Annotated in this window: 17 protein-coding genes; 5 read left to right on the top strand and 12 right to left on the bottom strand. The window is 72.4% G+C overall.

Annotation, left to right across the window (positions count from 1 at the left end; translation table 11 throughout):
• Positions 1-14 precede the first annotated feature (14 nt).
• The 3 genes from guaB (at position 15) to AB4030_RS03540 (ending at position 4,589) form a co-directional block, all read left to right on the top strand.
• Positions 15-1,532, top strand: a complete 1,518-nt coding sequence (gene guaB / locus AB4030_RS03530; RefSeq protein ID WP_442277800.1) for an IMP dehydrogenase — start codon at positions 15-17, stop codon at positions 1,530-1,532.
• Positions 1,533-1,730: 198 nt separating this feature from the next.
• The gene (locus AB4030_RS03535) at positions 1,731-2,852 is read left to right on the top strand and encodes a GuaB3 family IMP dehydrogenase-related protein (RefSeq protein WP_442277801.1); all 1,122 of its coding nucleotides are present in this window, start codon (positions 1,731-1,733) and stop codon (positions 2,850-2,852) included.
• A 69-nt stretch (positions 2,853-2,921) separates the two neighbouring features.
• Complete coding sequence (locus AB4030_RS03540) at positions 2,922-4,589, top strand: GMC oxidoreductase (RefSeq protein ID WP_442277802.1); 1,668 nt, start codon at positions 2,922-2,924, stop codon at positions 4,587-4,589.
• A gap of 102 nt (positions 4,590-4,691) precedes the next feature.
• Here AB4030_RS03540 and AB4030_RS03545 read toward each other — a convergent pair whose 3' ends face one another.
• The 10 genes from AB4030_RS03545 to AB4030_RS03590 all read right to left on the bottom strand — a co-directional run bounded on the left by AB4030_RS03545 (position 4,692) and on the right by AB4030_RS03590 (position 16,671).
• A complete protein-coding gene (locus tag AB4030_RS03545; protein ID WP_442277803.1) occupies positions 4,692-5,717 on the bottom strand; it encodes an SMP-30/gluconolactonase/LRE family protein in 1,026 nt (341 codons plus the stop codon).
• A 256-nt stretch (positions 5,718-5,973) separates the two neighbouring features.
• A complete protein-coding gene (locus AB4030_RS03550) occupies positions 5,974-7,758 on the bottom strand; it encodes an ABC transporter ATP-binding protein (protein ID WP_442277804.1) in 1,785 nt (594 codons plus the stop codon).
• A complete protein-coding gene (locus tag AB4030_RS03555) occupies positions 7,758-9,470 on the bottom strand; it encodes an ABC transporter ATP-binding protein (protein ID WP_442277805.1) in 1,713 nt (570 codons plus the stop codon). Before AB4030_RS03555 ends, AB4030_RS03550 begins: the two co-directional genes overlap by 1 nt.
• A gap of 130 nt (positions 9,471-9,600) precedes the next feature.
• The gene (gene mnhG, locus AB4030_RS03560; RefSeq protein ID WP_442277806.1) at positions 9,601-9,966 is read right to left on the bottom strand and encodes a monovalent cation/H(+) antiporter subunit G; all 366 of its coding nucleotides are present in this window, start codon (positions 9,964-9,966) and stop codon (positions 9,601-9,603) included.
• Positions 9,963-10,289, bottom strand: coding sequence for a monovalent cation/H+ antiporter complex subunit F (locus AB4030_RS03565; protein WP_442277807.1), 327 nt, complete (start codon positions 10,287-10,289; stop codon positions 9,963-9,965). Before AB4030_RS03565 ends, mnhG begins: the two co-directional genes overlap by 4 nt.
• The gene (locus AB4030_RS03570) at positions 10,286-10,927 is read right to left on the bottom strand and encodes a Na+/H+ antiporter subunit E (protein WP_442277808.1); all 642 of its coding nucleotides are present in this window, start codon (positions 10,925-10,927) and stop codon (positions 10,286-10,288) included. Before AB4030_RS03570 ends, AB4030_RS03565 begins: the two co-directional genes overlap by 4 nt.
• Positions 10,924-12,549: a Na+/H+ antiporter subunit D gene (locus tag AB4030_RS03575; protein ID WP_442277809.1), complete on the bottom strand. Its 1,626-nt coding sequence runs from the start codon at positions 12,547-12,549 to the stop codon at positions 10,924-10,926. The genes AB4030_RS03570 and AB4030_RS03575 overlap by 4 nt, the downstream gene beginning before the upstream one ends.
• A 4-nt stretch (positions 12,550-12,553) precedes the next feature.
• The gene (locus AB4030_RS03580) at positions 12,554-13,030 is read right to left on the bottom strand and encodes an NADH-quinone oxidoreductase subunit K (protein WP_442277810.1); all 477 of its coding nucleotides are present in this window, start codon (positions 13,028-13,030) and stop codon (positions 12,554-12,556) included.
• The gene (locus tag AB4030_RS03585; RefSeq protein ID WP_442277811.1) at positions 13,027-15,909 is read right to left on the bottom strand and encodes a Na+/H+ antiporter subunit A; all 2,883 of its coding nucleotides are present in this window, start codon (positions 15,907-15,909) and stop codon (positions 13,027-13,029) included. Before AB4030_RS03585 ends, AB4030_RS03580 begins: the two co-directional genes overlap by 4 nt.
• Positions 15,910-16,029: 120 nt before the next feature.
• Complete coding sequence (locus AB4030_RS03590; protein ID WP_442277812.1) at positions 16,030-16,671, bottom strand: hypothetical protein; 642 nt, start codon at positions 16,669-16,671, stop codon at positions 16,030-16,032.
• A 111-nt stretch (positions 16,672-16,782) separates the two neighbouring features.
• On the opposite strand from AB4030_RS03590, the gene AB4030_RS03595 reads away from it, so the two are divergent.
• Both AB4030_RS03595 and AB4030_RS03600 read left to right on the top strand, forming a co-directional pair.
• Positions 16,783-17,559, top strand: coding sequence for an SURF1 family protein (locus AB4030_RS03595; RefSeq protein ID WP_442277813.1), 777 nt, complete (start codon positions 16,783-16,785; stop codon positions 17,557-17,559).
• Entirely contained in the window at positions 17,556-17,930 is a 375-nt protein-coding gene (locus tag AB4030_RS03600; protein ID WP_442277814.1) for a DUF3817 domain-containing protein, read from the top strand. Before AB4030_RS03595 ends, AB4030_RS03600 begins: the two co-directional genes overlap by 4 nt.
• Positions 17,931-17,937: 7 nt before the next feature.
• On the opposite strand, the gene AB4030_RS03605 is transcribed toward AB4030_RS03600, so the two are convergent.
• Positions 17,938-18,654: a response regulator gene (locus AB4030_RS03605; RefSeq protein ID WP_442277815.1), complete on the bottom strand. Its 717-nt coding sequence runs from the start codon at positions 18,652-18,654 to the stop codon at positions 17,938-17,940.
• Complete coding sequence (locus AB4030_RS03610) at positions 18,629-19,801, bottom strand: sensor histidine kinase (protein ID WP_442277816.1); 1,173 nt, start codon at positions 19,799-19,801, stop codon at positions 18,629-18,631. The genes AB4030_RS03605 and AB4030_RS03610 overlap by 26 nt, the downstream gene beginning before the upstream one ends.
• Between the last annotated feature and the right edge of the window lie 239 nt (positions 19,802-20,040).

The raw sequence follows: 20,040 nt of genomic DNA on the forward strand, positions 1-20,040 counted from the left end.
CGTAGAATCGGGCAATGAGCCTCGGATCGTCTGATGTGCCCGCTGCTTTCGCCCCGATGGGCCTGACCTACGACGACGTGCTCCTCCTGCCGGGCTACAGCGACCTCGCCCCCAACGACATCGACACCACCACGCGCCTCACGCGCGAGCTGTCGATCCGCTCGCCCCTGGTCTCCGCGGCCATGGACACCGTCACGGAGGCCCGGATGGCGATCGCGATGGCCCGCCAGGGCGGCCTCGGGGTGCTCCACCGCAACCTCTCGATCCAGGACCAGGCCTACCAGGTCGACCTCGTGAAGCGGACCCAGACCGGGATGATCTCCAACCCGATCACCATCGGCCCGGACCGCACCCTGGAGGAGCTCGACGCCATCTGCGGCGAGTACCGCGTCTCGGGCCTGCCGGTCATCGGCGACGACAAGAAGCTCATCGGCATGGTGACCAACCGTGACCTGCGCTTCACGCCGGTCGCGGAGTGGGCCACGACGCTCGTGCGCGACGTCATGACGCCGATGCCGCTCATCACCGGTCACGTCGGCATCAGCCGCGACCAGGCGACGGCCCTGCTTCGCCAGCACAAGCGTGAGCGCCTGCCCATCGTCGACGCCGAGGGCCACCTCGCCGGCCTCATCACCGTCAAGGACTTCGTCAAGGGCGAGCAGTTCCCCGACGCGAGCAACGACGCCGACGGCCGCCTCATGGTCGGCGCAGCGATCGGCTACTTCGGCGACTCGTGGGAGCGGGCGACGACCCTCATCGAGGCCGGGGTCGACGTGCTCGTCGCCGACACCGCCCACGGGCACGTGCGCCTGCTCATCGAGATGGTCCAGCGGCTCAAGAGCGACCCCGCGACGCGCCACGTCCAGGTCATCGGCGGCAACGTCGCGACGCGTGAGGGCGCTCAGGCGTTCGTCGACGCCGGCGCCGACGCCGTCAAGGTCGGTGTGGGTCCCGGCTCCATCTGCACGACACGCATCGTCACCGGCGTGGGCGCGCCACAGATCACGGCCGTCCATGCGGCCGCGCAGGCCTGCAAGCCGGCCGGCGTGCCGGTCATCGCCGACGGCGGCCTGCAGTACTCCGGCGATATCGCCAAGGCCATCGTCGCCGGCGCCGACTCGGTCATGGTGGGCTCCCTGCTCGCCGGGTGCGAGGAGAGCCCCGGCGACCTCATCTTCGTCGCGGGCAAGCAGTTCAAGAGCTACCGCGGGATGGGCTCGCTGGGGGCGATGAGCTCGCGCGGCAAGAAGTCCTACTCCAAGGACCGCTACTTCCAGGCCGAGGTCGAGTCCGACGACATGATCGTCCCCGAGGGCATCGAGGGCCGGGTCGCCTACCGTGGCCCGCTGTCGGCCGTCGCCCACCAGATGCTGGGTGGTCTGCGCCAGTCGATGTTCTACGTCGGCGCCCGCTCCATCCCGGAGCTGCAGGACAAGGGCCAGTTCGTCCGCATCACGTCGGCCTCGCTCAAGGAGAGCCACCCGCACGACGTGCAGGGCATCGTGGAGGCCCCCAACTACACCGTCGGCTGACTCAGCCCGACCACCACGTATGCCGTCCCGCGGGCCCCGCGGGACGGCAACGTCCTCGGGAGGCCGCGGGTTCTCGGGGGTGGTCGGGGGCGCAGGCCGTCAGCGGCCGTGAGCCCCCGACGGTGGCGCGGGTTGTCGGGGGTGGTCGGGGGCGCAGGCCGTCAGCGGCCGTGAGCCCCCGACGGTTAGGATCGGCCGGTGACCGAGATCGAGATTGGCCGAGGCAAGCGCGGACGGCGCGCCTACTCCTTCGACGACATCGCCGTCGTGCCCTCGCGGCGCACGCGCGACCCGGAGGAGGTCTCGGTCTCGTGGCAGATCGACGCCTACCACTTCGACATCCCGGTCATGGCCGCGCCGATGGACTCCGTCGTCTCGCCCGAGAGCGCGATCGTCCTCGGCAAGCTCGGCGCCCTGCCCGTCCTCGACCTCGAGGGGCTGTGGACCCGCTACGAGGACCCGACCGCGCAGCTGCAGGAGATCGCCGAGATCGACCCCGACGCCGCGACGGCCCGGATGCAGCAGATCTACGCCGAGCCGATCAAGCCCGAGCTCATCACCGAGCGCCTGCGCCAGCTGCGTGAGGCCGGGGTCACGGTCGCGGGCGCCCTGTCCCCGCAGCGCACCCAGCAGCACTGGAAGACCGTCGTCGACGCCGGCGTCGACCTCTTCGTCATCCGCGGCACGACGGTCTCGGCCGAGCACGTGTCGGGCCGCGCCGAGCCGCTCAACCTCAAGCGGTTCATCTACGAGCTCGACGTGCCCGTCATCGTCGGCGGCGCCGCGTCGTACACGGCGGCGCTGCACCTCATGCGCACCGGTGCCGCCGGCGTCCTCGTCGGTTTCGGCGGCGGCGCCGCGCACACGACGCGGACCGCGCTCGGCATCCACGCGCCGATGGCCTCGGCCGTCGCCGACGTCGCCGCGGCCCGCCGCGACTACCTCGACGAGTCCGGTGGCCGCTACGTCCACGTCATCGCCGACGGCGGCGTCGGCACCTCGGGCGACATCGTCAAGGCCGTCGCGTGCGGCGCCGACGCGGTCATGCTCGGGGCGGCCCTGGCGCGGGCGGCCGACGCCCCCGGGGGTGGCTACCACTGGGGTCCCGAGGCGCACCACCCGCAGCTGCCCCGCGGTGAGCGCATCGCCCTCGGCGCGCAGGCCTCGCTCCAGGAGATCCTCTTCGGCCCGGGCCGGCAGGCCGACGGCACGACCAACGTCATCGGCGCGCTCAAGCGGGCGATGGCCACGACCGGCTACTCCGACGTCAAGGAGTTCCAGCGGGTCGAGGTCGTCGTCTCGCCCTACCTCGGCAACTGACGCCGCGCCCGGGTGTGGCGAAGGTTACTGACGGTAGCCTGCGGTCCCGCCGCTCCCTAGGGTGAGCCCATGGAGTTCGACCACGACGTCGTCGTCATCGGGTCCGGCTTCGGCGGGTCCGTCGCCGCGCTGCGCCTCGCCGAGAAGGGCTACCGCGTCCACGTCTACGAGGCGGGGCGCCGCTTCGAGGACGAGGACTTCGCGCGGACCAGCTGGGACGTGCGACGCTACCTCTGGGCGCCCAAGCTCGGGCTCTTCGGCGTCCAGCGCATCCACCGGCTGCCGGACTGCCTCGTCCTCGCCGGCGCGGGCGTCGGTGGCGGGTCGCTCAACTACGCCAACACCCTCTACGTCCCCCCGACCCCCTTCTTCCGCGACGGCCAGTGGGCGCACATCACCGACTGGCAGGCCGAGCTCGCCCCGCACTACGCGACGGCCCAGCGGATGCTCGGCGTCACCGTCAACCCGTGCGAGGGCCCCGTCGAGCAGCTGATGCGTGACACCGCGGCGGACCTGGGTGTGGGCGCGAGCTTCCGCAAGACGCCGGTCGGCGTCTTCTTCGGTGAGCCGGGCAAGCGGGTGCCCGACCCCTACTTCGGCGGTCAGGGGCCTGCGCGCACGGGCTGCACCGAGTGCGGCAACTGCATGGTCGGCTGCCGGGTCGGTGCCAAGAACACGTTGGTCAAGAACTACCTCGCGCTCGCCGAGCGCCGGGGCGTCGTCATCGAGCCGCTCCGCACCGTGACGCGCGTGCGGCCGCTCGATCCGGCTGCGCCGGAGCAGGGGTATGCCGTCACGACCGTCCGCAGCGGCTCGTGGGGTCGGCGCCGGGCGGGTGAGCGCACCGTGACCGCCGCGCAGGTGGTCGTCGCGGCGGGGGCCTGGGGCACGGCCCAGCTGCTGCAGGCGATGAAGGCCGAGCCCGAGGGGCAGGGGCTGCCGCGCCTGTCGGACTCGCTCGGTGAGCTGACGAGGACCAACTCCGAGGCTCTGGGTGGGGCCATGACGGCCCGGGTGCCCGAGGGCGTCGACCTGACGAAGGGGGTCGCCATCACGTCGAGCTTCCACGTCTCGGACACGACACACGTCGAGAACTGCCGCTACGGCAAGGGCTCCAACCTCATGGGGGCGCTCGCCGTCATGCAGGTCGACGGCGGCGGCGGCACACCCCGGTGGGTGCGTTTCGCCGGCACGGCTGCCCGCCACCCGCTCGTCTTCGCCCGGTCGCTGTCGACCCGGCGCTGGAGCGAGCGCACCGTCATCGCCCTCGTCATGCAGACGAGCGACAACTCGATCAGGGTGCGGCGCCGGCGCGGCCTGCTCGGGTGGCACCTGACGTCGACGCAGGGCCACGGCGAGCCGAACCCGACATACATCCCCGAGGGCAACGTTGCGGTGCGGGCGATGGCGCAGCGTCTCGAGGGCACGACCGGCGAGCGCGCCTGGCCCGGGTCGTCGATCGGCGAGGTCTTCGACATCCCGATGACGGCTCACTTCCTCGGCGGCGCGGTCATCTCCGACTCGCCCGACCACGGCGTCATCGACCCCTACCAGCGCGTGTGGGGCTATCCCGGCCTGCACGTGCTGGACGGATCCGCCGTTTCGGCCAACCTCGGCGTCAACCCGAGCCTGACCATCACGGCGCAGGCCGAGCGGGCGGTCGCGCTGTGGCCGGCCCGCGGTGAGGCGGATCGGCGGCCGGCCCAGGGGGAGGCCTACCGGCTCGTCGACGCCTGACCCGTTGCTGCCGCCTCCGGGGCAGCGCGCCGTGTGCAGGCGGTGGGGTCAGGACCCCGCCCACTGCACACGGCAGCGACCGGTACCGGGGCTGGGAGATCTTCAGGATGTGGGCGTCAGGAGCAGGATGACGTCGGTCTGGTCGTCCGAGACGTAGATGCGTCCCGCCGCGTCGACGAGCAGGCCCTGTGGCTCGACGAGTCCGGCGCGGGCCAGAACGGTGGAGCTGCCTCCGGCGAGCGGCCACCGGCGCACGTCGTGGTTGGTGTGCCGGACGTCCGTCACGAGCAGGTTGCCGTGGCCGTCGAGCGCGAGGTCATCGGGCATGCTGGCGCGCGCGACCCGGGTGTGGCTGCCTCCCGCGCCGAGGCGCCACACGTCGCCGCCGCACTCGTCGGCGACGTAGACGGCGCCGTCGGGCCCGACCGCTGCGCCCACGGGATGCACGAAACCGCTCGACAGCGCAGTGCGGTTCGAGCCGTCCGGGCTCATCCGGTAGATGGTGCCGGTGACGGGGTCGGGCACGACGAGGGTGTGCGTGGTTGCGTCCCAGGCGATCCCGTCGACGCCCCCGTGGCAGGTGGCCTTCACCGGCTGGCCGGGCAGTGTCGTCAGGACGTGCGGGGCCGCGGCCCCCGGGGCGTAGGCGAGCACCCGGTTCGTGTTCTCCTCGGCGACGACGAGCGACCCGTCCGCGAGGAGCACCAGGCCCTCCGGCCCGTCGAGGCCCCGGTGGATGACGGCGCCCGTGCCGTCCGCGCGCAACCTGCTGATCGTCCCGTTCGTGTAGTCGCTGTAGAGCAGGGCCCCCGACGCGTCGAGGACGAGGTCGTCGGGGTGGTCGCTGCCGCGGTGCACCACGGTGGTGCGGTACGAGGACGGCGCCGGACCGGCATCCCGGGTCGGCAGGGTCTGTCGCGGGGTGGCCGGTGGCCGAGGCGCCGGGGCGGGTCGGGCCGGGGCAGATGGTGTCGTCCTCGTGGAGCTCGCGGCCGAGCTCGCGGCCGAGCTCGCCGCCGGCGCGGTGGACGCGCTGGTACCGGTCGGAGCTGCGGTCGGCGACGCACTGCAGCCCGCGAGCGCGGCGCACGCCGCGGCAACGGTCAGGAGACGGGTAAGCCCGTGCATGTCCCGACGGTAGGCACGGAGCCTGTGACGGGGCGGGGAGCCGTCGGGGCGGCAGCCGGGCCAGCACCGCCCGGCGGCCGCCGTGAGGACGAAAGAGGGTGAGGCCGTCACCCCTCAGAGACGGCCCCACCCGGCGGTGCGGGCGAGCAACCGGTCGAGAAACCGCCCGGCACCGCGCTGACAACGAGGTGGCAGGAGGCGGGTTACGGGTCCTGTCGATCCTTTGCCGAAGCCAGGGCTGGTGCCGGAGGTCGGCTCAGCGGGCCGGCTGGGGCTCGTCGCGCCACGAGCGCCAGAGCGCGGCATAGGCGCCGTCGGCCTCGAGCAGCTCCTCGTGCGAACCGATCTCGCTGATCCGGCCGTCCTCGACGACGCAGACCCGGTCGGCGTCGTGCGCCGTCATGAGCCGATGCGCGATGGCGACGACGGTGCGTCCCTCGACGACGGCGGCGAGTGACCGCTCGAGGTGTCGGGCGGCGCGCGGGTCGAGCAGCGAGGTCGCCTCGTCGAGGACCAGTGTGTGCGGGTCGGCGAGGACGAGCCGCGCGAGCGCGAGCTGCTGCGCCTGCGGCTCGGTGAGCCGGTGGCCGCCGGACCCGACGAGGGTGTCGAGCCCGTCGGGCAGCTCCAGGGCCCAGCCTCGCGCGTCCACGGCGGCCAGCGCGTCGAGCAGCTGCTCGCGCGAGGCCTCGGGCCGGGCCAGGCGCAGGTTGTCCTCGAGCGTCCCGACGAAGACGTGGTGCTCCTGCGTCACGAGCGCGACCTGGCCGCGCAGCTGGGCGAGCTCGAGGTCGACGAGTCGCACCCCGCCGACCTCGACGCGTCCCTCGCGCGGACCGTCGATGCCGGCCATGAGCCGGCCCAGTGTCGACTTGCCGGCACCCGACGGCCCGACGATGGCGAGGCGCTCACCGGGCTGCAGGTCGAGCGAGACGCCGCGCAGCACGTCGCGACCCGCGCGGTAGGAGTAGTGGACGTCCATGACCTCGAGGTGGTCGTCCTCAGGCTCCGCCCCGCTCGCGGTGCGGTCGGCCGGGACGTCGGCGATGCCGATGACCCGGGCCAGGCTGGTCGCGCCGATCTGGATCTCGTCGAGCCAGGAGATGAGCTCGTCGAGCGGGCCGGCCATCTGCTGCACGTAGAGCGCCACGGCGGTGACGGTGCCGGCTGTCGCGACGTCGCGCGAGATGAGGAATCCGCCCCAGAGCAGGGTGACGGCAACGGGCGCGAAGAAGGCGAACTCGACGGACGGGAACCACCGCAGGCGCAGTCCCAGCGTGTAGAGCTCGGCGTCGTAGCAGTCGCGCAGGGCGTCGTCCATGCGGCGCCGGCGACGGCTGCCGAGGCCCAGCGCGTCGATGGTGCGGCCGCCGTCGGCCGACTCGGTGACGACACCGTTGAGCACGGCATACGTGGCTCGTTCGCGGAGGTAGCCCTCGGGCGCGTGGCGCAGGTAGCGGCGCGTCGACAGCACGAGGATGGGCACGCCCACGACGATCGCCAGGGCGACCTGCCACTCGGTGAGGAAGGCCGCGACGACGGTGATCGTCGTCGTGACCGCCCCGAGGAAGATCGAGGGGATGCCGAACCGGATGACGCGCGAGAGCGCTTCGACGTCGTTCGTCGTGCGGGCGACGAGATCACCCGTGCCGGCGCGCTCGACGGTCGAGAGCGGCAGCTCGACGACGCGCTCCATGAACTCCTCGCGCAGCTCGGCGAAGATCGTCTCGCCCATGACGAACGAGGCCCGACGCGCGAACCACGTGACGACGGTCTGCACGACGACGGCTCCGGCGATCCAGAGCGCGAGGCGGTTGACGACGGCGAGCGAGCGGCCGTGGCTGATCTCGTCGACGAGCAGGCCGATGACGCGTGGCGCGACGAGGGCAGCCACGGCGGCGACCGCGTGCAGCGCGATGACGACGAGGATGCTCCCGCGGTGGCGTCGGACGAGGCCGCGGGTGTGGTCCTTGACCGAGGCCATGTCGGCCACGGGCAGCGACCGGGCCGGCGACGGGGGCGTCTGGGTGGTCTGCGACATCAGTCCTCCTCTCCTCGGACGACGGTGCGTCGGTAGTCGGGGTCGTCGGCCATGAGCCGACTGTGGGTGCCGCTCGCGGCGACCGAGCCGTCGCGCAGGAAGACGACGTGGTCGGCCTGGTCGAGCAGGAGCGGGCTCGCGGACATGACGACCGTGGTGCGACCGGCCCGAGCCGTGGTGAGTCGTTGGGCGATGCGGGCCTCGGTGTGCGCGTCGACGGCGCTCGTCGGCTCGACGAGCACGAGCGTGTCGGCCCCGGTGAGGAGCGCCCGGGTCAGGGCGAGGCGCTGGCGCTGGCCGCCGGAGAAGGCCCGGCCGCGCTCCTCGACCTCGTTGTCGAGCCCGCCGGGCAGCGCCTCGAGCACGTCGTCGCCGCTCGCGACCGAGAGAGCCTCGAGGATCGAGGCGTCGTCGTGGTCGCCCCACGGGTCGAGCTCGGCGCGCAGGGTGCCGGTGAAGAGCCGGGGGTCGGTCTCGGAGACGACGATCCGGCGACGGACCTCCGCCAGGGAGGCGTCGGCGAGGCGCGTCCCGTCGAGCCGCACGTCGGTCTCCCCGGCTCCGAAGCGGCCGAGCCGGTCGGCCAGCGCCGCGGTCTCCTCGGGACGCGCCGACACCACGACGGTGAGGCGACCCGGCTCGATCGTGACGCCGCTGCGCGGGTCGTGGAGCGGGGCCGGGCCGGGCGGCAGCGGCTGCGCGTCCGGAGTCTCGGCGTCGTCCGGCTCGACGCGCAGGATCGTCGTCAGCTTGCGAGCGCCGATGTGTGCGCGCGTCGCCCGGTCGACCATCTCCGTCGCCGTGCGCAGCGGGATGACGAGGAAGGCCGTGTAGCCGTAGAACGCGACGAGCTGTCCGGCGGTGATCTGGCCGTCGATGGCGAACCGCGCGCCGAGCCACACGACGACGAGGACGAAGATGCCGGGGAGCAGGACCTGGGCGGCGTCGAGCGCCGCCTGGTAGCCGGCGACCCGGTTGCCCACCTGGCGCACGGACTGCGACTGGACGGCATACCGGCGCAGGAAGGTCTGCTCGCCGCCGATGCCCCGCAGCACCCGCAGGCCGGCGACGGTGTCGGCACCGAGCCCGATGAGGGTGCCGGACTCCTCGCGCTGGGCGAGCTGGCGGGCCTGGAGCGGGCGGACGATGAAGGTGAGGCAGGCGACGAGCACCGGCACGCCGATGAGGACGACGAGCCCGAGCGGTGTCGAGGCGTTCAGCAGGATGAGCGCGACGACGACGTAGGACACGACCGCACCGGCGAATCGCGCTGCGACGTCGTAGAGTCCGCCGATCCGCATCGCGTCGGAGCTGACCGTGGCGACGACGTCGCCGGTCGGGACGGCCCGGGTCAGGGCCTCGCCGGTGTCGGCGGCCTTGTGGCCGATGAGCTGTGCCGAGCGGAACGCCCCCTGCATCCAGTTGGCGACGGCGTACTTGTGACGCATCGCGCCGGACAGGGCGCTGAGGACGACGAGTCCGATGAGGATGCCGCACCACAGCACCAGGGCACCTGCGTCGCCGCCAATGATGCCCTGGTCGATCGCCTTGCCCATCGCGGCGGGGAAGAGCGCCTGGCTGACGAGCCACACGATGCCGAAGGCGATGGCGATGGCGAGGGTGCGCCGCTGACCGTTGCCGACCCACCGGAGGTATGCCGTCGGGCTCGTCAGGTCGGGCGTGCCGGGGTCGGCGTGGGGCAGCGAGATCACTTGGTTCATCGTACGTTCGGCGAGGACGCGCCTCATTCCATTTTCGGTCCGGGTCACGGCCCGACCGTAGGAGCTCAATCCGACTCGAGGTCAAACCCGTTGGGGCGTATGCCGTGTGGCCGCGTTGGCGTCAGTGCGCTCGGTCCTCGCCCGCGCGGTCGAGGGCGTCGGACAGCTCGTCGACCTCGAGCGTCGCGGTGTCGACGCGCCGGTTGCGGTAGGCCGCTCGACCGACGAGGTGCGCCGACACGGGCGAGGTGAAGAACTGGGTCGCGGCGAGCAGGACGAGGGTCGTGACGGCCGCCCACGTGCGCAGCGTCAGGGCGAGGCCGGTGAGGATGAGGATGAGGCCGAGGGTCTGCGGCTTGGTCGCGGCGTGCAGCCGCGACAGCGTGTCGGGGAAGCGGATGAGGCCGACGGCACCCGCCAGGCAGAGGAACGACCCGAGCAGGAGCGACACGGCCCCGGCGACGTCGAGCAGCGAGGTCCACGTCATGACTGCTCCCTCTCGCCCCGCGGCTCGCGCGGCTCGGGCTGCTCGCGGACGACGCCCTCGGGCTCGTCGGAGTCGCGGGACAGGAACCGGGTGACCGCGACGCCGCCGACGAAGCCGACGAGCCCCAGGATCATGAGCAGCGGGAGGTAGGTCGTCGTGCGCTGCCGCGCCGACTCGAGCGCGACGCCGGCGATGACGATGACGAGCAGGATCTCGGCGGCGACGATGCGGTCGAGGTTGCTCGGTCCGATGAAGAGGCGGACGAGGACGAGCGCCGCTGCGACGCCGAGCATGGCGAGCGAGATGCCGAGGACGACGGTCATGGGCGGGCCTCCCCGATGGGGTCGTCGGTGTCGTTGCCGTCCCTCCCGAGCGGGGCGTTCTCGAGCGCGGCGTTCTCGAGCGCGGCGATCTCAGCGCGCGAGCCGAGGGCCCGCACGACCCGTCGCTCGACCGCGAGGACGTGGGCGCGCTGGGCCTCGATCCGGCCCTCGCGCTCGACGTCGAGCAGGTGCAGGTAGAGCACCGACGTGGAGCGCCGCGCGTCGATGACGACCGAACCCGGCACGAGGGCGACGAGCTCGGCGGTGATCGTGAGGTAGAAGTCGGAGCGTGAGCGCAGCTGCACCTCGATGACGGCGTTCCGCGGGCGACGACGGCCGAAGGCCAGTCGCATGACCTGCCACGAGGCGCCGACGAGGTCGACGAGGAAGTGCCCTATGAGGAGCAGCACCCGGTGCGGGCGCAGCCGCCCGGTGAACTCGATGGATGGCAGCGGGAACGCATACGTCACGAGGAGCCCGACGAGGACGCCGTTGACGACGTTGCCCCACGTGAGGCGGTCCCAGAGCAGCACCCAGGCGAGGGCGACCGCCGCGACGGCCCGCGGCTGGAGCACGCGGCGTCGTCGGTGCGGGGTCTCGGGCCCGCGGGCGGCGGTGGACGTCCGGGTGTCGGTCATCGGCGGACCTCCACGGGCAGGACGCTCGTGATGTAGGGGTCGCGGCTCGTGAGGTCGGCGGCGGCGCGCTGGGTGTAGGCGAAGAGCGGGCCGGCGACGACGGTGATGAGCAGCCCGACCAGCGTCATGGCGGCCGTGGCCCCGAGCATCGTGCGGGGGAGGGGCCGGGGGGCCGTGTCGACGAGGACGTCGCCCGCGGGGTCCGTCTCCGGCGCGAGGCCGAGAGCGCCGTCCGCACGGGCCGCGGCCGTCGCGGTGGATCGCGGGGCGTCGGCCCGCGGGCGCCAGAACGCCTGGCTCCACACCTTGGTCAGGGCGTAGAGCGTCAGGAGGCTCGTGACGATGCCGCCGACGACGAGCAGCCACGCGAGCGGCGTGCCGAGCTCGATGCCTGCGTCGAGCAGGCCGATCTTGGCGAGGAAGCCCGACAGCGGCGGGATGCCCGAGAGGTTCATGGCCGAGACGAAGAAGAGCGTCGCGAGCAAGGGGGAGGCGACGGCCAGGCCGCCCAGCCGGTCGAGCGACGTCGTGCCGGCCAGTCGCTCGACGAGGCCGGTGATGAGGAAGAGCGCGGTCTGGATCGTGATGTGGTGCGCGACGTAGAAGATGGCGCCGGCCGTGCCCTGCGGCGTCGCGATGGCGATGCCGAAGATCATGTAGCCGATGTGGCTGACGAGGGTGAACGACAGGATCCTCTTGAGGCCCGACTGCGACACCGCCCCGAGGATGCCGATCACCATCGTCAGCAGCGCCGCCCACATGAGCAGGCCCTGCAGCGGTGAGTCGGGGAAGAGGAGGGTCTGGGTGCGGATGATCGCGTAGACGCCGACCTTCGTCAGCAGCCCAGCGAAGACCGCCGTGACCGGGGCCGGGGCCGTCGGGTAGCTGTCGGGCAGCCACGCCGACATCGGGAAGATGGCGGCCTTGATGGCGAATGCCGTGAGCAGCGAGAGCTGGAGCACGAGCGCCACGCTGGGGGCGAGGTCGCCGACACGGATCGCGAGCTGGGCGAGGTTGACGGTGCCCGTTGCGGCATACACCGCGGCGATGCCGACGAGGAAGAGCGCGGAGCTGAGGAGGCTCACGACGACGTAGGTCGTGCCGGCGTGGATGCGCGCTGCGGCCCCGCCGAGCGTGATGAGGACGTAGGAGCTGAAGAGCAGGATCTCGAAGCCGACGAAGAGGTTGAAGAGGTCACCCGCGAGGAACGCGTTGGAGACGCCCGCCGCGAGCACGAGGTAGGTCGGGTGGAAGATCGTCAGCGGCGTCTCGCTCTCGGTCTCGTCGTCGCTGTCGGCCTGGCCCTGGCCGATGGCGAAGACGAGCACGAGGAGGGTGACGATGGCCGAGACGAGCAGCATGAGGGCACTGAGGCGGTCGGCGACGAGCGAGATGCCGAGGGGCTCCTGCCACGCGCCGAGCCACAGCACCTGCGGGCTGTTCGCGTCGGTCTGCCAGACGAGGACGCCGGCCACGACGACGACCGCGGCGAGCACGGCGATGCTGACACCGCGCTGCAGGCGCGGCGACCGGCGGAAGGCGAGCGTGAGTGCGGCCCCGAGCAGCGGCAGGAGCACGGGCAGCGGCACGAGGTCGGGCACGGTCAGGTGGGTCGGGTTCACGGGGTCACGGGCTCCCGTCCCCGTCGGCGAGCTCGTCGGACGTCGTCGTCGGGGCGTCGGAGGGGTCGTAGGTCGACGAGGTCTGGTCCTCGAGCGCGAGGCGCTGGATGCGGGCGTCCTCGGCGTCGTCGGGGACGTCGTCGGTGCCCGAGATCTGCCAGAGCCGGTAGGACAGGGCGAGCAGGAAGCCGATCGTCGCGAGCGAGATGACGATGGCCGTCAGGACCATGGCCTGGGGCAGCGGGTCGCTGATCGCGGCGGGGTCCTCGCCGACGAACGGCGCGCGTCCGGCGCGTCCGCTGATGACGAGGTAGAGCACGGCGATGCCGTTGCCGATGAGGACCATGCCGAGCAGGACGCGCACGAGGCTGCGGTCGAGGGCGAGCGCGGTGCCCGCAGTGACGAGCCCGACGGTGACGAGCACGAGGGTGATGTTGGGCTCGAGGGTCGACTCGATGAGGGCGGGGGCGAGGGTGGTCACGACGGCACCACCTCCTCCTGGTCGCCGGAGGCGTCGGACTCCTCGGCGTCAGCGGCTTCCTCGGCGATCTGTCGGTCGATGCCGGTGCCGAGGCTGCGGACGATGTCGAGCATCATGCCGACGACGATGAGGTAGACGCCGATGTCGAAGACGAGGGAGGTCACGATGTGCACCTCGCCCCAGGGCGGCAGGGTGAAGTCGACGGTCGTCGTCTCGAGGATCGTGCCGCCGAACGCGAGCGGTGCGACGGCCGAGCCGACCGCGACGAGGAGGCCGAGGCCGACGAGCAGCCCGGCGTCGAAGGGCGCTGCCTCGTCGAGCTCGTAGCGGCCGCCCGCGAGGTAGCGCACGACGAGCGCGAGGCCGGCGACGAGGCCGCCCGCGAAACCGCCACCGGGCTGGTTGTGCCCGGCGAAGAGGAGGAAGAGGGAGGCGGCGAGCATGACGTGGAAGACGAGCCGGGTCACGACCTCGAAGATCACCGACCGCTTCTCGGTGCGCATCGTCCGCCCGCCGTGCAGCCACGTGCCGCGGGCGGGGTCGCTCGGCGGCAGGGCCTTGGACGTCGCGCGAGACAGCCGCGTGTTGCGGTTGCGCACGAAGATCAGGCTGGCGATGCCGGTTGCGGCGGCCACGAGCACCGACACCTCGCCGAGGGTGTCCCACGCGCGGATGTCGACGAGCGTGACGTTGACGATGTTCTTCCCGTGGCCGAACGCGTAGGCCTCCGTGGGGAACCCGGCCGACACGGGCTCGGCGCTGCGGCCCCCCGACGCGACGAGCGCGATCGCGCCGACGGACGCACCGACAGCCGCTCCGAGCGCGATGCGCCACGTGCGTGAGGGCGAGTGCGGGTGGCGCGTGAACTTCGTCGGCAGACGGCGCAGCGCGAGGACGAAGACGACGAGCGAGACCGTCTCGACGAGCATCTGGGTGATCGCGAGGTCCGGCGCCCCGTGGAGGATGAAGAGGAGGGAGACGCCGTAGCCGGTGGCGCCGACGAGCATGACCGCGGTGAGCCGACGACGCGTGACGAGCACGAGGACGGCTGCCGCGACGACGACGACCCCGACGACGGCCTGACCGGGGTTGTCCCAGAGCCGGATCTGCGGGAGCGTCCCCTGCGTCACCGCGGCCACGCCGGGCAGGGCGACGAAGACGATGAGGATGCCCGCGAGGTAGATGGGGAGCGAGCCGCGCTGCGTGACGGCGGTCGTCTCGACGGCCCCGCGGTCGACCCATCGCAGGGTGCGCGCGAAGCCGCGCTCGCCGTCGACGAGTGGCGGCACGCCCGACTGGACGCGAGCGACGAGGTCGCGCCCGGCGAAGAGGGCGAGGCCCACGCCGACGGACACGAGCGAGAGCAGCAGCGGCACGGTGACGCCGTGCCACAGCGCGAGCGACTGCGGCTCGGCACCCTGGGGGAACGACACGGCATACGGCAGCAGCCACGGCGACTCGAGAGGGGCGAGCAGGCCGAGCAGCAGGCTGGCCACGCCGAGCAGCACCGGCGCCAGGACGAAGCCGGGGTGGGCGGCCTTGACCGGCGTCGGCGGGATGCCCGGCTTCGTCGCGAAGGCGCCCCAGAGGAAGCGCGCCGTGTAGGCGACCGTGAGCGCCGAGCCGGCGACGACACCCGTGATCGCGAGCCAGCTCCACGGTGCCGGCAGCGGGGCGGAGGTCTGGACGTCCTCCCACAGCGACTCGAGGGCGCTCTCCTTGGACACGAAGCCGGCGAGCGGCACGATGCCGGCCATCGACAGTGCGGCGAGCGTTGCCGGCACCGACACGGGGAGGAGCCTGCGGCCGACCCCGGAGAGCTGACGCAGGTCGCGGGTGCCGGTGCACTTGTCGACGACGCCGACGGTGAGGAAGAGGGTCGACTTGAAGAGCGCGTGGGCGATGACGAGGGCGAGCGCCGACAGGGCGGACGCCTTGGTGCCGAGGCCGGCGATGGCGACGATGAAGCCGAGCTGGCTGACCGTGCCGTAGGCGAGGAGCAGCTTGATGTCGTGCTGCCGCAAGGCCCTCCAGCCGCCCACGAGCATGGTGAAGAGGCCGAGGCCGACGGTCAGCGCGTGCCACGCGGGCGCACCCGCGAAGACGGGGGCGAGGAGGGCGACGAGGTAGATGCCGGCCTTGACCATGGCCGCGGCGTGGAGGTAGGCGCTGACCGGGGTCGGCGCGGCCATCGCGCCGGGGAGCCAGAAGTGGAACGGCACGAGCGCCGACTTCGACAGGGCCCCGACGAGGAGCAGGACCACCGCAGCCACCGTCACGGCGTCGAGCGGTGGCGGGTCGGCGAGCAGGGCAGAGATCGAGTACGTGTGGTGGACGCCCAGGGCGATGATGCCGATGAGCATCGCGAGGCCGCCGAAGGTCGTGACGATGAGCGCCTGCATCGCCGCGCGGCGGTTGGTCGAGCTCGCCGGGTTGTGGCCGATGAGCAGGTAGGAGAAGACCGTCGTCAGCTCCCAGAAGACGTAGAGCACGAGGAAGTTGTCGGTCAGGACGAGTCCGAGCATCGCACCGGCGAACGCCGTGAAGACCGACGTGAAGCGCCACAGCGTCGGGTCGCGGTCGGTGAAGTACCACGTGCAGTAGAGCAGGACGAGGGCCCCGACCCCGGTGACGAGCAGCCCGAGCACCCACGACAGCGTCGTGACGCGGAAGTCGAGGTCGAGGCCGAGTCCGGGGACCCACGAGATCCGTTGTGTCGGAAGGTTGCCCGCACGGACGTCGCCTGACACGGACACGAGCCAGCCGAAGGAGATCGCGGGCGCGAGCGCCAGGACCGGGAAGGCCTTGGTGCGCAGGACCCTGGACAGCCACGGCGCGAGGGCGGCGGCAAGCAGGTGCAGGAGCAACAGTTGCGCCACGGCGGCCCCTCGGTCGTCGGGTGTGTCGAGCTCGGTCCAGTCAGGTCGTGGCACCAATCCTAGGTGCACTCGAGCACGCCGATGACCACGGCGGGAGCCCCGGGGCCGGGACCGGGGGCGTCAGAACGTGACGAAGGTGTCCCTCGCGAGGAAGAAGCCGTGCCGGCCGGCCGTGTCGATGCAGGTGACGCCGAACTCCTCGCTGAGGCAGGCGGTCGTGCCCGACGGTGCGGTGCGCGCGCCGTAGGCGAGCTTCGGCTCGCTGCCCAGACGGATGGTGTCGGAGTTGCACACTGGCACTGCGCCGCTCGCCCCCAGCTCCATGCGGCCGATGTCCTTCGGTCCTCCTGCCCGGCAGATCGTGGGCAGGGGCGGGGGAATCCGTCCCTGCGCGACCTCGCACGCGGCAGCGCTGGAATCGGTGCTGCGCCGGCACACGATGTTGCCGCTGGGGCTCTGGAAACGGTCGCCGACCCCGGCCGCCGGTTTGGCCGCATCGATGCGGCCCTTGGCCTCGTCGAAGGACTTCGGGGCCCCGCGCTGCGCGCCCGCAGCGAGGTTCGTCGGGATCGTGACGGACGCGGCGCTGGCCGTGGGCACCGGGGTCGGCGTGGACGCCGACGTGCCGGACGAGCCCGCGGAGGGGGCGTCGACGGTGACCGTGACCGTGCGTCGCGGGGAGGGGATGTCGGTGCTTCCGCACGAGGCGAGAAGGCACGACACGGCGGCGGCGGCCAGGACGACGACGGCGCGGCACGGCATACCTGATCCGCGTCGGGGCGATGGGCGAGGCGGTGACATGGCGAAGGATTCTCGCACGGGTGGCTGGGGCCGGGTCAGGTCGACCAGTCGGGGGTGACCTACCCTTGAGTCGTGTTCCGGCGCCTGCTCACCCCTCGCTGGGTCGGCGCTCTCGCCGGCCTTGCCGTGGTCGTCGCCGCGTGTGTCCTGCTCGGCCTGTGGCAGCTCGGCGTGGCGCGTGACTCCGGTCGCCAGGACTCCGTGGCCGCCGCCTCGAGCCTCCCGCGCGCCCCGCTCCAGCAGGTGACCGCGCCGCACAGCGACTTCCGGGCCGAGTACTCCAACCGTGCCGTCACCGTCACGGGGACGTATGCCGCCGCGCGCACGCTGCTCGTCGTCGACCGTCGGTTGGGTGGCCGGGTCGGGTCGTGGGTCGTGACGCCGCTCGAGACGCAGGGCGGCACCGTTCCGGTGCTGCGCGGGTTCGTCGACGGGACCCCGACCGTCGTGCCCGCGCCGCCGAAGGGCGTCGTCACCGTGACGGGCACGCTCGGCCCGGGGGAGTCGCCCCGCGACGGGGCCCCGCTGCCGCCGCCGCAGGTGCGCTCGGTCGACCTCGCCTCGCTCGTCAACGAGTGGCCGGGCGACCTCTACAACGTCGTCGTGCTGGCCTCGGCCGAGTCCGCGGGTCCCGCCGAGGGCGCGGGGGGCACCCCGTTGGCCGCCGCCGGCCTGACCCGCGTCCCGGCGCCCGGACTGGACGCCCCCCTCAACCTGCGCAACGCGGCCTACGCGGTGCAGTGGTGGGTCTTCGGGATCTTCGCGATCTGGATGTGGTGGAAGATGTTCCGAGCAGAGCAGGCGGCGGACGAGCCCGCCGCTGCACCGAGAGAAGGCGCGACGACGTGAGCACGTACCCCCAGACCCTGGCCAAGCCGCAGCAGATCCGGTCGGCCCTGTCGATCTACCGCGTGCTCGCGATCATCGCCGGCATCGCGCTCTTCGTCCTCCTCCTCGAGATGGTCATGAAGTACGTCTTCAAGCAGACCAACGTGCTGACGGAGTACTGGAGCCCGGTGCACGGGATCATCTACATGGGGTATGCCGCGTCCGTCGCCAACCTGGGCCTCAAGGCCGCGTGGGGCCCCGTTCGCATCGTCAAGAACCTCCTGGCCGGCTTCGTCCCCGTCGTCCCGTGGATCGCCGAGCGACGCAACACCGCCGAGACCGAGGCGCTCCTCTCGCGGGCCTATCTGGCGGGCGAGCCCGAGCGGGGCTGAGCCCTCGTCACACGACGGCGCCGGGGATCCCCGGCGTCGACGTGCCGGAGCCCCCCGAGGGCTGGTTCGGCAGGACGAGCCCGGTCTCGTAGGCATGGATGACGAGGTGCACCCGGTCCGGTGCCCGGAGCTTGGCGAGCAGGTGCGCGATGTGAGTCTTGACGCTGCTCGGGGCGACGTGGAGCTCGGCGGCCACCTCGGCGTTGGTGTGCCCAGTGGCCACGAGGCGCAGGACCGCGATCTCGCGCGGCGTCAGCTCGGAGAGCGAGTCCCCGCCGAGCGGCGTCACCGGCAGGTAGCGCGAGTAGCGCTCCAGCAAGCGCTTCGTGACCGCCGGGGCGAGCAGCGCGTCTCCGCCCGCGACGACCCGGACGGCGCGGACCAGCTCCTCCGGCGTCGCGTCCTTGAGCAGGAAGCCGCTCGCACCCGCCCGCAGGGCGGTGACGATGTACTCGTCCAGGTCGAAGGTGGTGACCACGACGACCCGCGTCGGCAGGGCCGGACGCGCGTGGACGATCCGGCGGGTGGCCTCCACCCCGTCGAGCACCGGCATGCGGATGTCGAGGATCGCCACGTCGGGCCGGAGCCGGGTGGCCAGGTCGACCGCCTGCTGGCCGTTCCCTGCCTCGGCGACGACCTCGATGTCGGGCTCGACCCTCAGGCAGTCCGCGAGCGCCCGGCGCATCAGGGGCTGGTCGTCAGCGATCAGCACCCGCAGTGTCACGCGCCACCTCCTCGGCCGGCGCCGGGAGAACGCAGTCGACGACGAAGCCGCCATCGGGCGCCGGTCCGGTGTGCAGGCCACCCCCGAGGAGGTCCACGCGCTGCCGCATGCCCACCAGCCCGTTGCCCGGCGTCCGGGCGGGGCTCCCGCCCCCACCGAGATCCCGGACGTGCAGACGAAGCTGTTCCGGCCCGAAGTCGACCCGGACCGTCACGGGTGAGCCGCTGGCGTGCTTCATCGCGTTGGTCAGGGACTCCTGAACGATGCGATAGGCATTGAGCTCCACGGTGGGAGCGAGCTTGCGCCGGTCACCGGTCACCACGAGCCGGACGTCGGTGCCCGTCGCGGCCACCTTGGCGACAAGGTCCTCCAGCTGGTCCAACCCGGGTCGGGTGACCTGTGCCACGTCGTCGTCGATCGACTGGAGCACCCCGACCAGCCGCCTCATGTCCGTCAGGGCCTCCCTGCCGAGCGACTCGATGGACGCGAGCACCTCGACCGAGCCGCTGTTGCCGAGCTGTTCGCAGCGTCGGGCGGCTCCGGCCCGCGCGACGATGATCCCGACGTCGTTGGCCACCACGTCGTGCAGCTCCCGCGCGATGTGGGCGCGCTCGTGGGCGGCGGCCAGCGCCGCGACGGTCGTCTGCTCCTGGGTCAGGTGCCGGGCCTGCTGCTCGAGCAGGCGGGTCCGGTCCTCGAGCAGCCGGGTGCGGATCCGGCCGAGCCGGTAGCCCCGGCCCAGCGCCCAGGCCGCCAGGACCGCGAGGACCTCGGTCAGGACCTCGTCGTCGACCTCGGTGCCGAACCGGGCGAAGGCGCTCCCCGCCATGCCCAGAAGCACCGGGACCAGGGCGACCGCGGCGCCGGGCAGTGGCCACCGCTGGGCGACGGTGAACGCGGCGACGACCACGGCATACGGCAACGGCGCGGGCGGGTATCCGGTGGCGTTCGCGGCGACCGTGGCGAGCGTGGCGACCGCGAGCACCCACCCGGGGAAAGACCGCCGCCACAACAGGGCCGCGCACCCGACGAGGGTCAGGCCTGCGCCCGGCAGGTCGAGACCCATGTAGTGCAGCGTCCCGTTGTCGGCCTCGAGCACGATCTGTCTGGCCCGCTCGACGAAACCGAAGAGCGAGGCCAGGGTCACGACGAGGACGAGAGCGACGTCGGCGGCCGAGACCGGACCTGATGACTGGTCAGTGCCATGGTCACTTCGGAGGATGCCCGTCCCCTCGCGGGTGGAGGCTCGGTCCCCCCTGAGAACCCCTGAGTCCCACGAGCGGATGAGGCGAACTGGGTGCCAGCGGCGGAAGACCAAGACTCTCACCCCTTAATAGCCTCGATGTACACCGTACGGCGGACTCCGAGCGAAGGGTGGCGGAATGT

The sequence above is a fragment of the Terrabacter sp. 2YAF2 genome, from assembly GCF_052114705.1.
Taxonomy (GTDB): Bacteria; Actinomycetota; Actinomycetes; order Actinomycetales; family Dermatophilaceae; genus Terrabacter.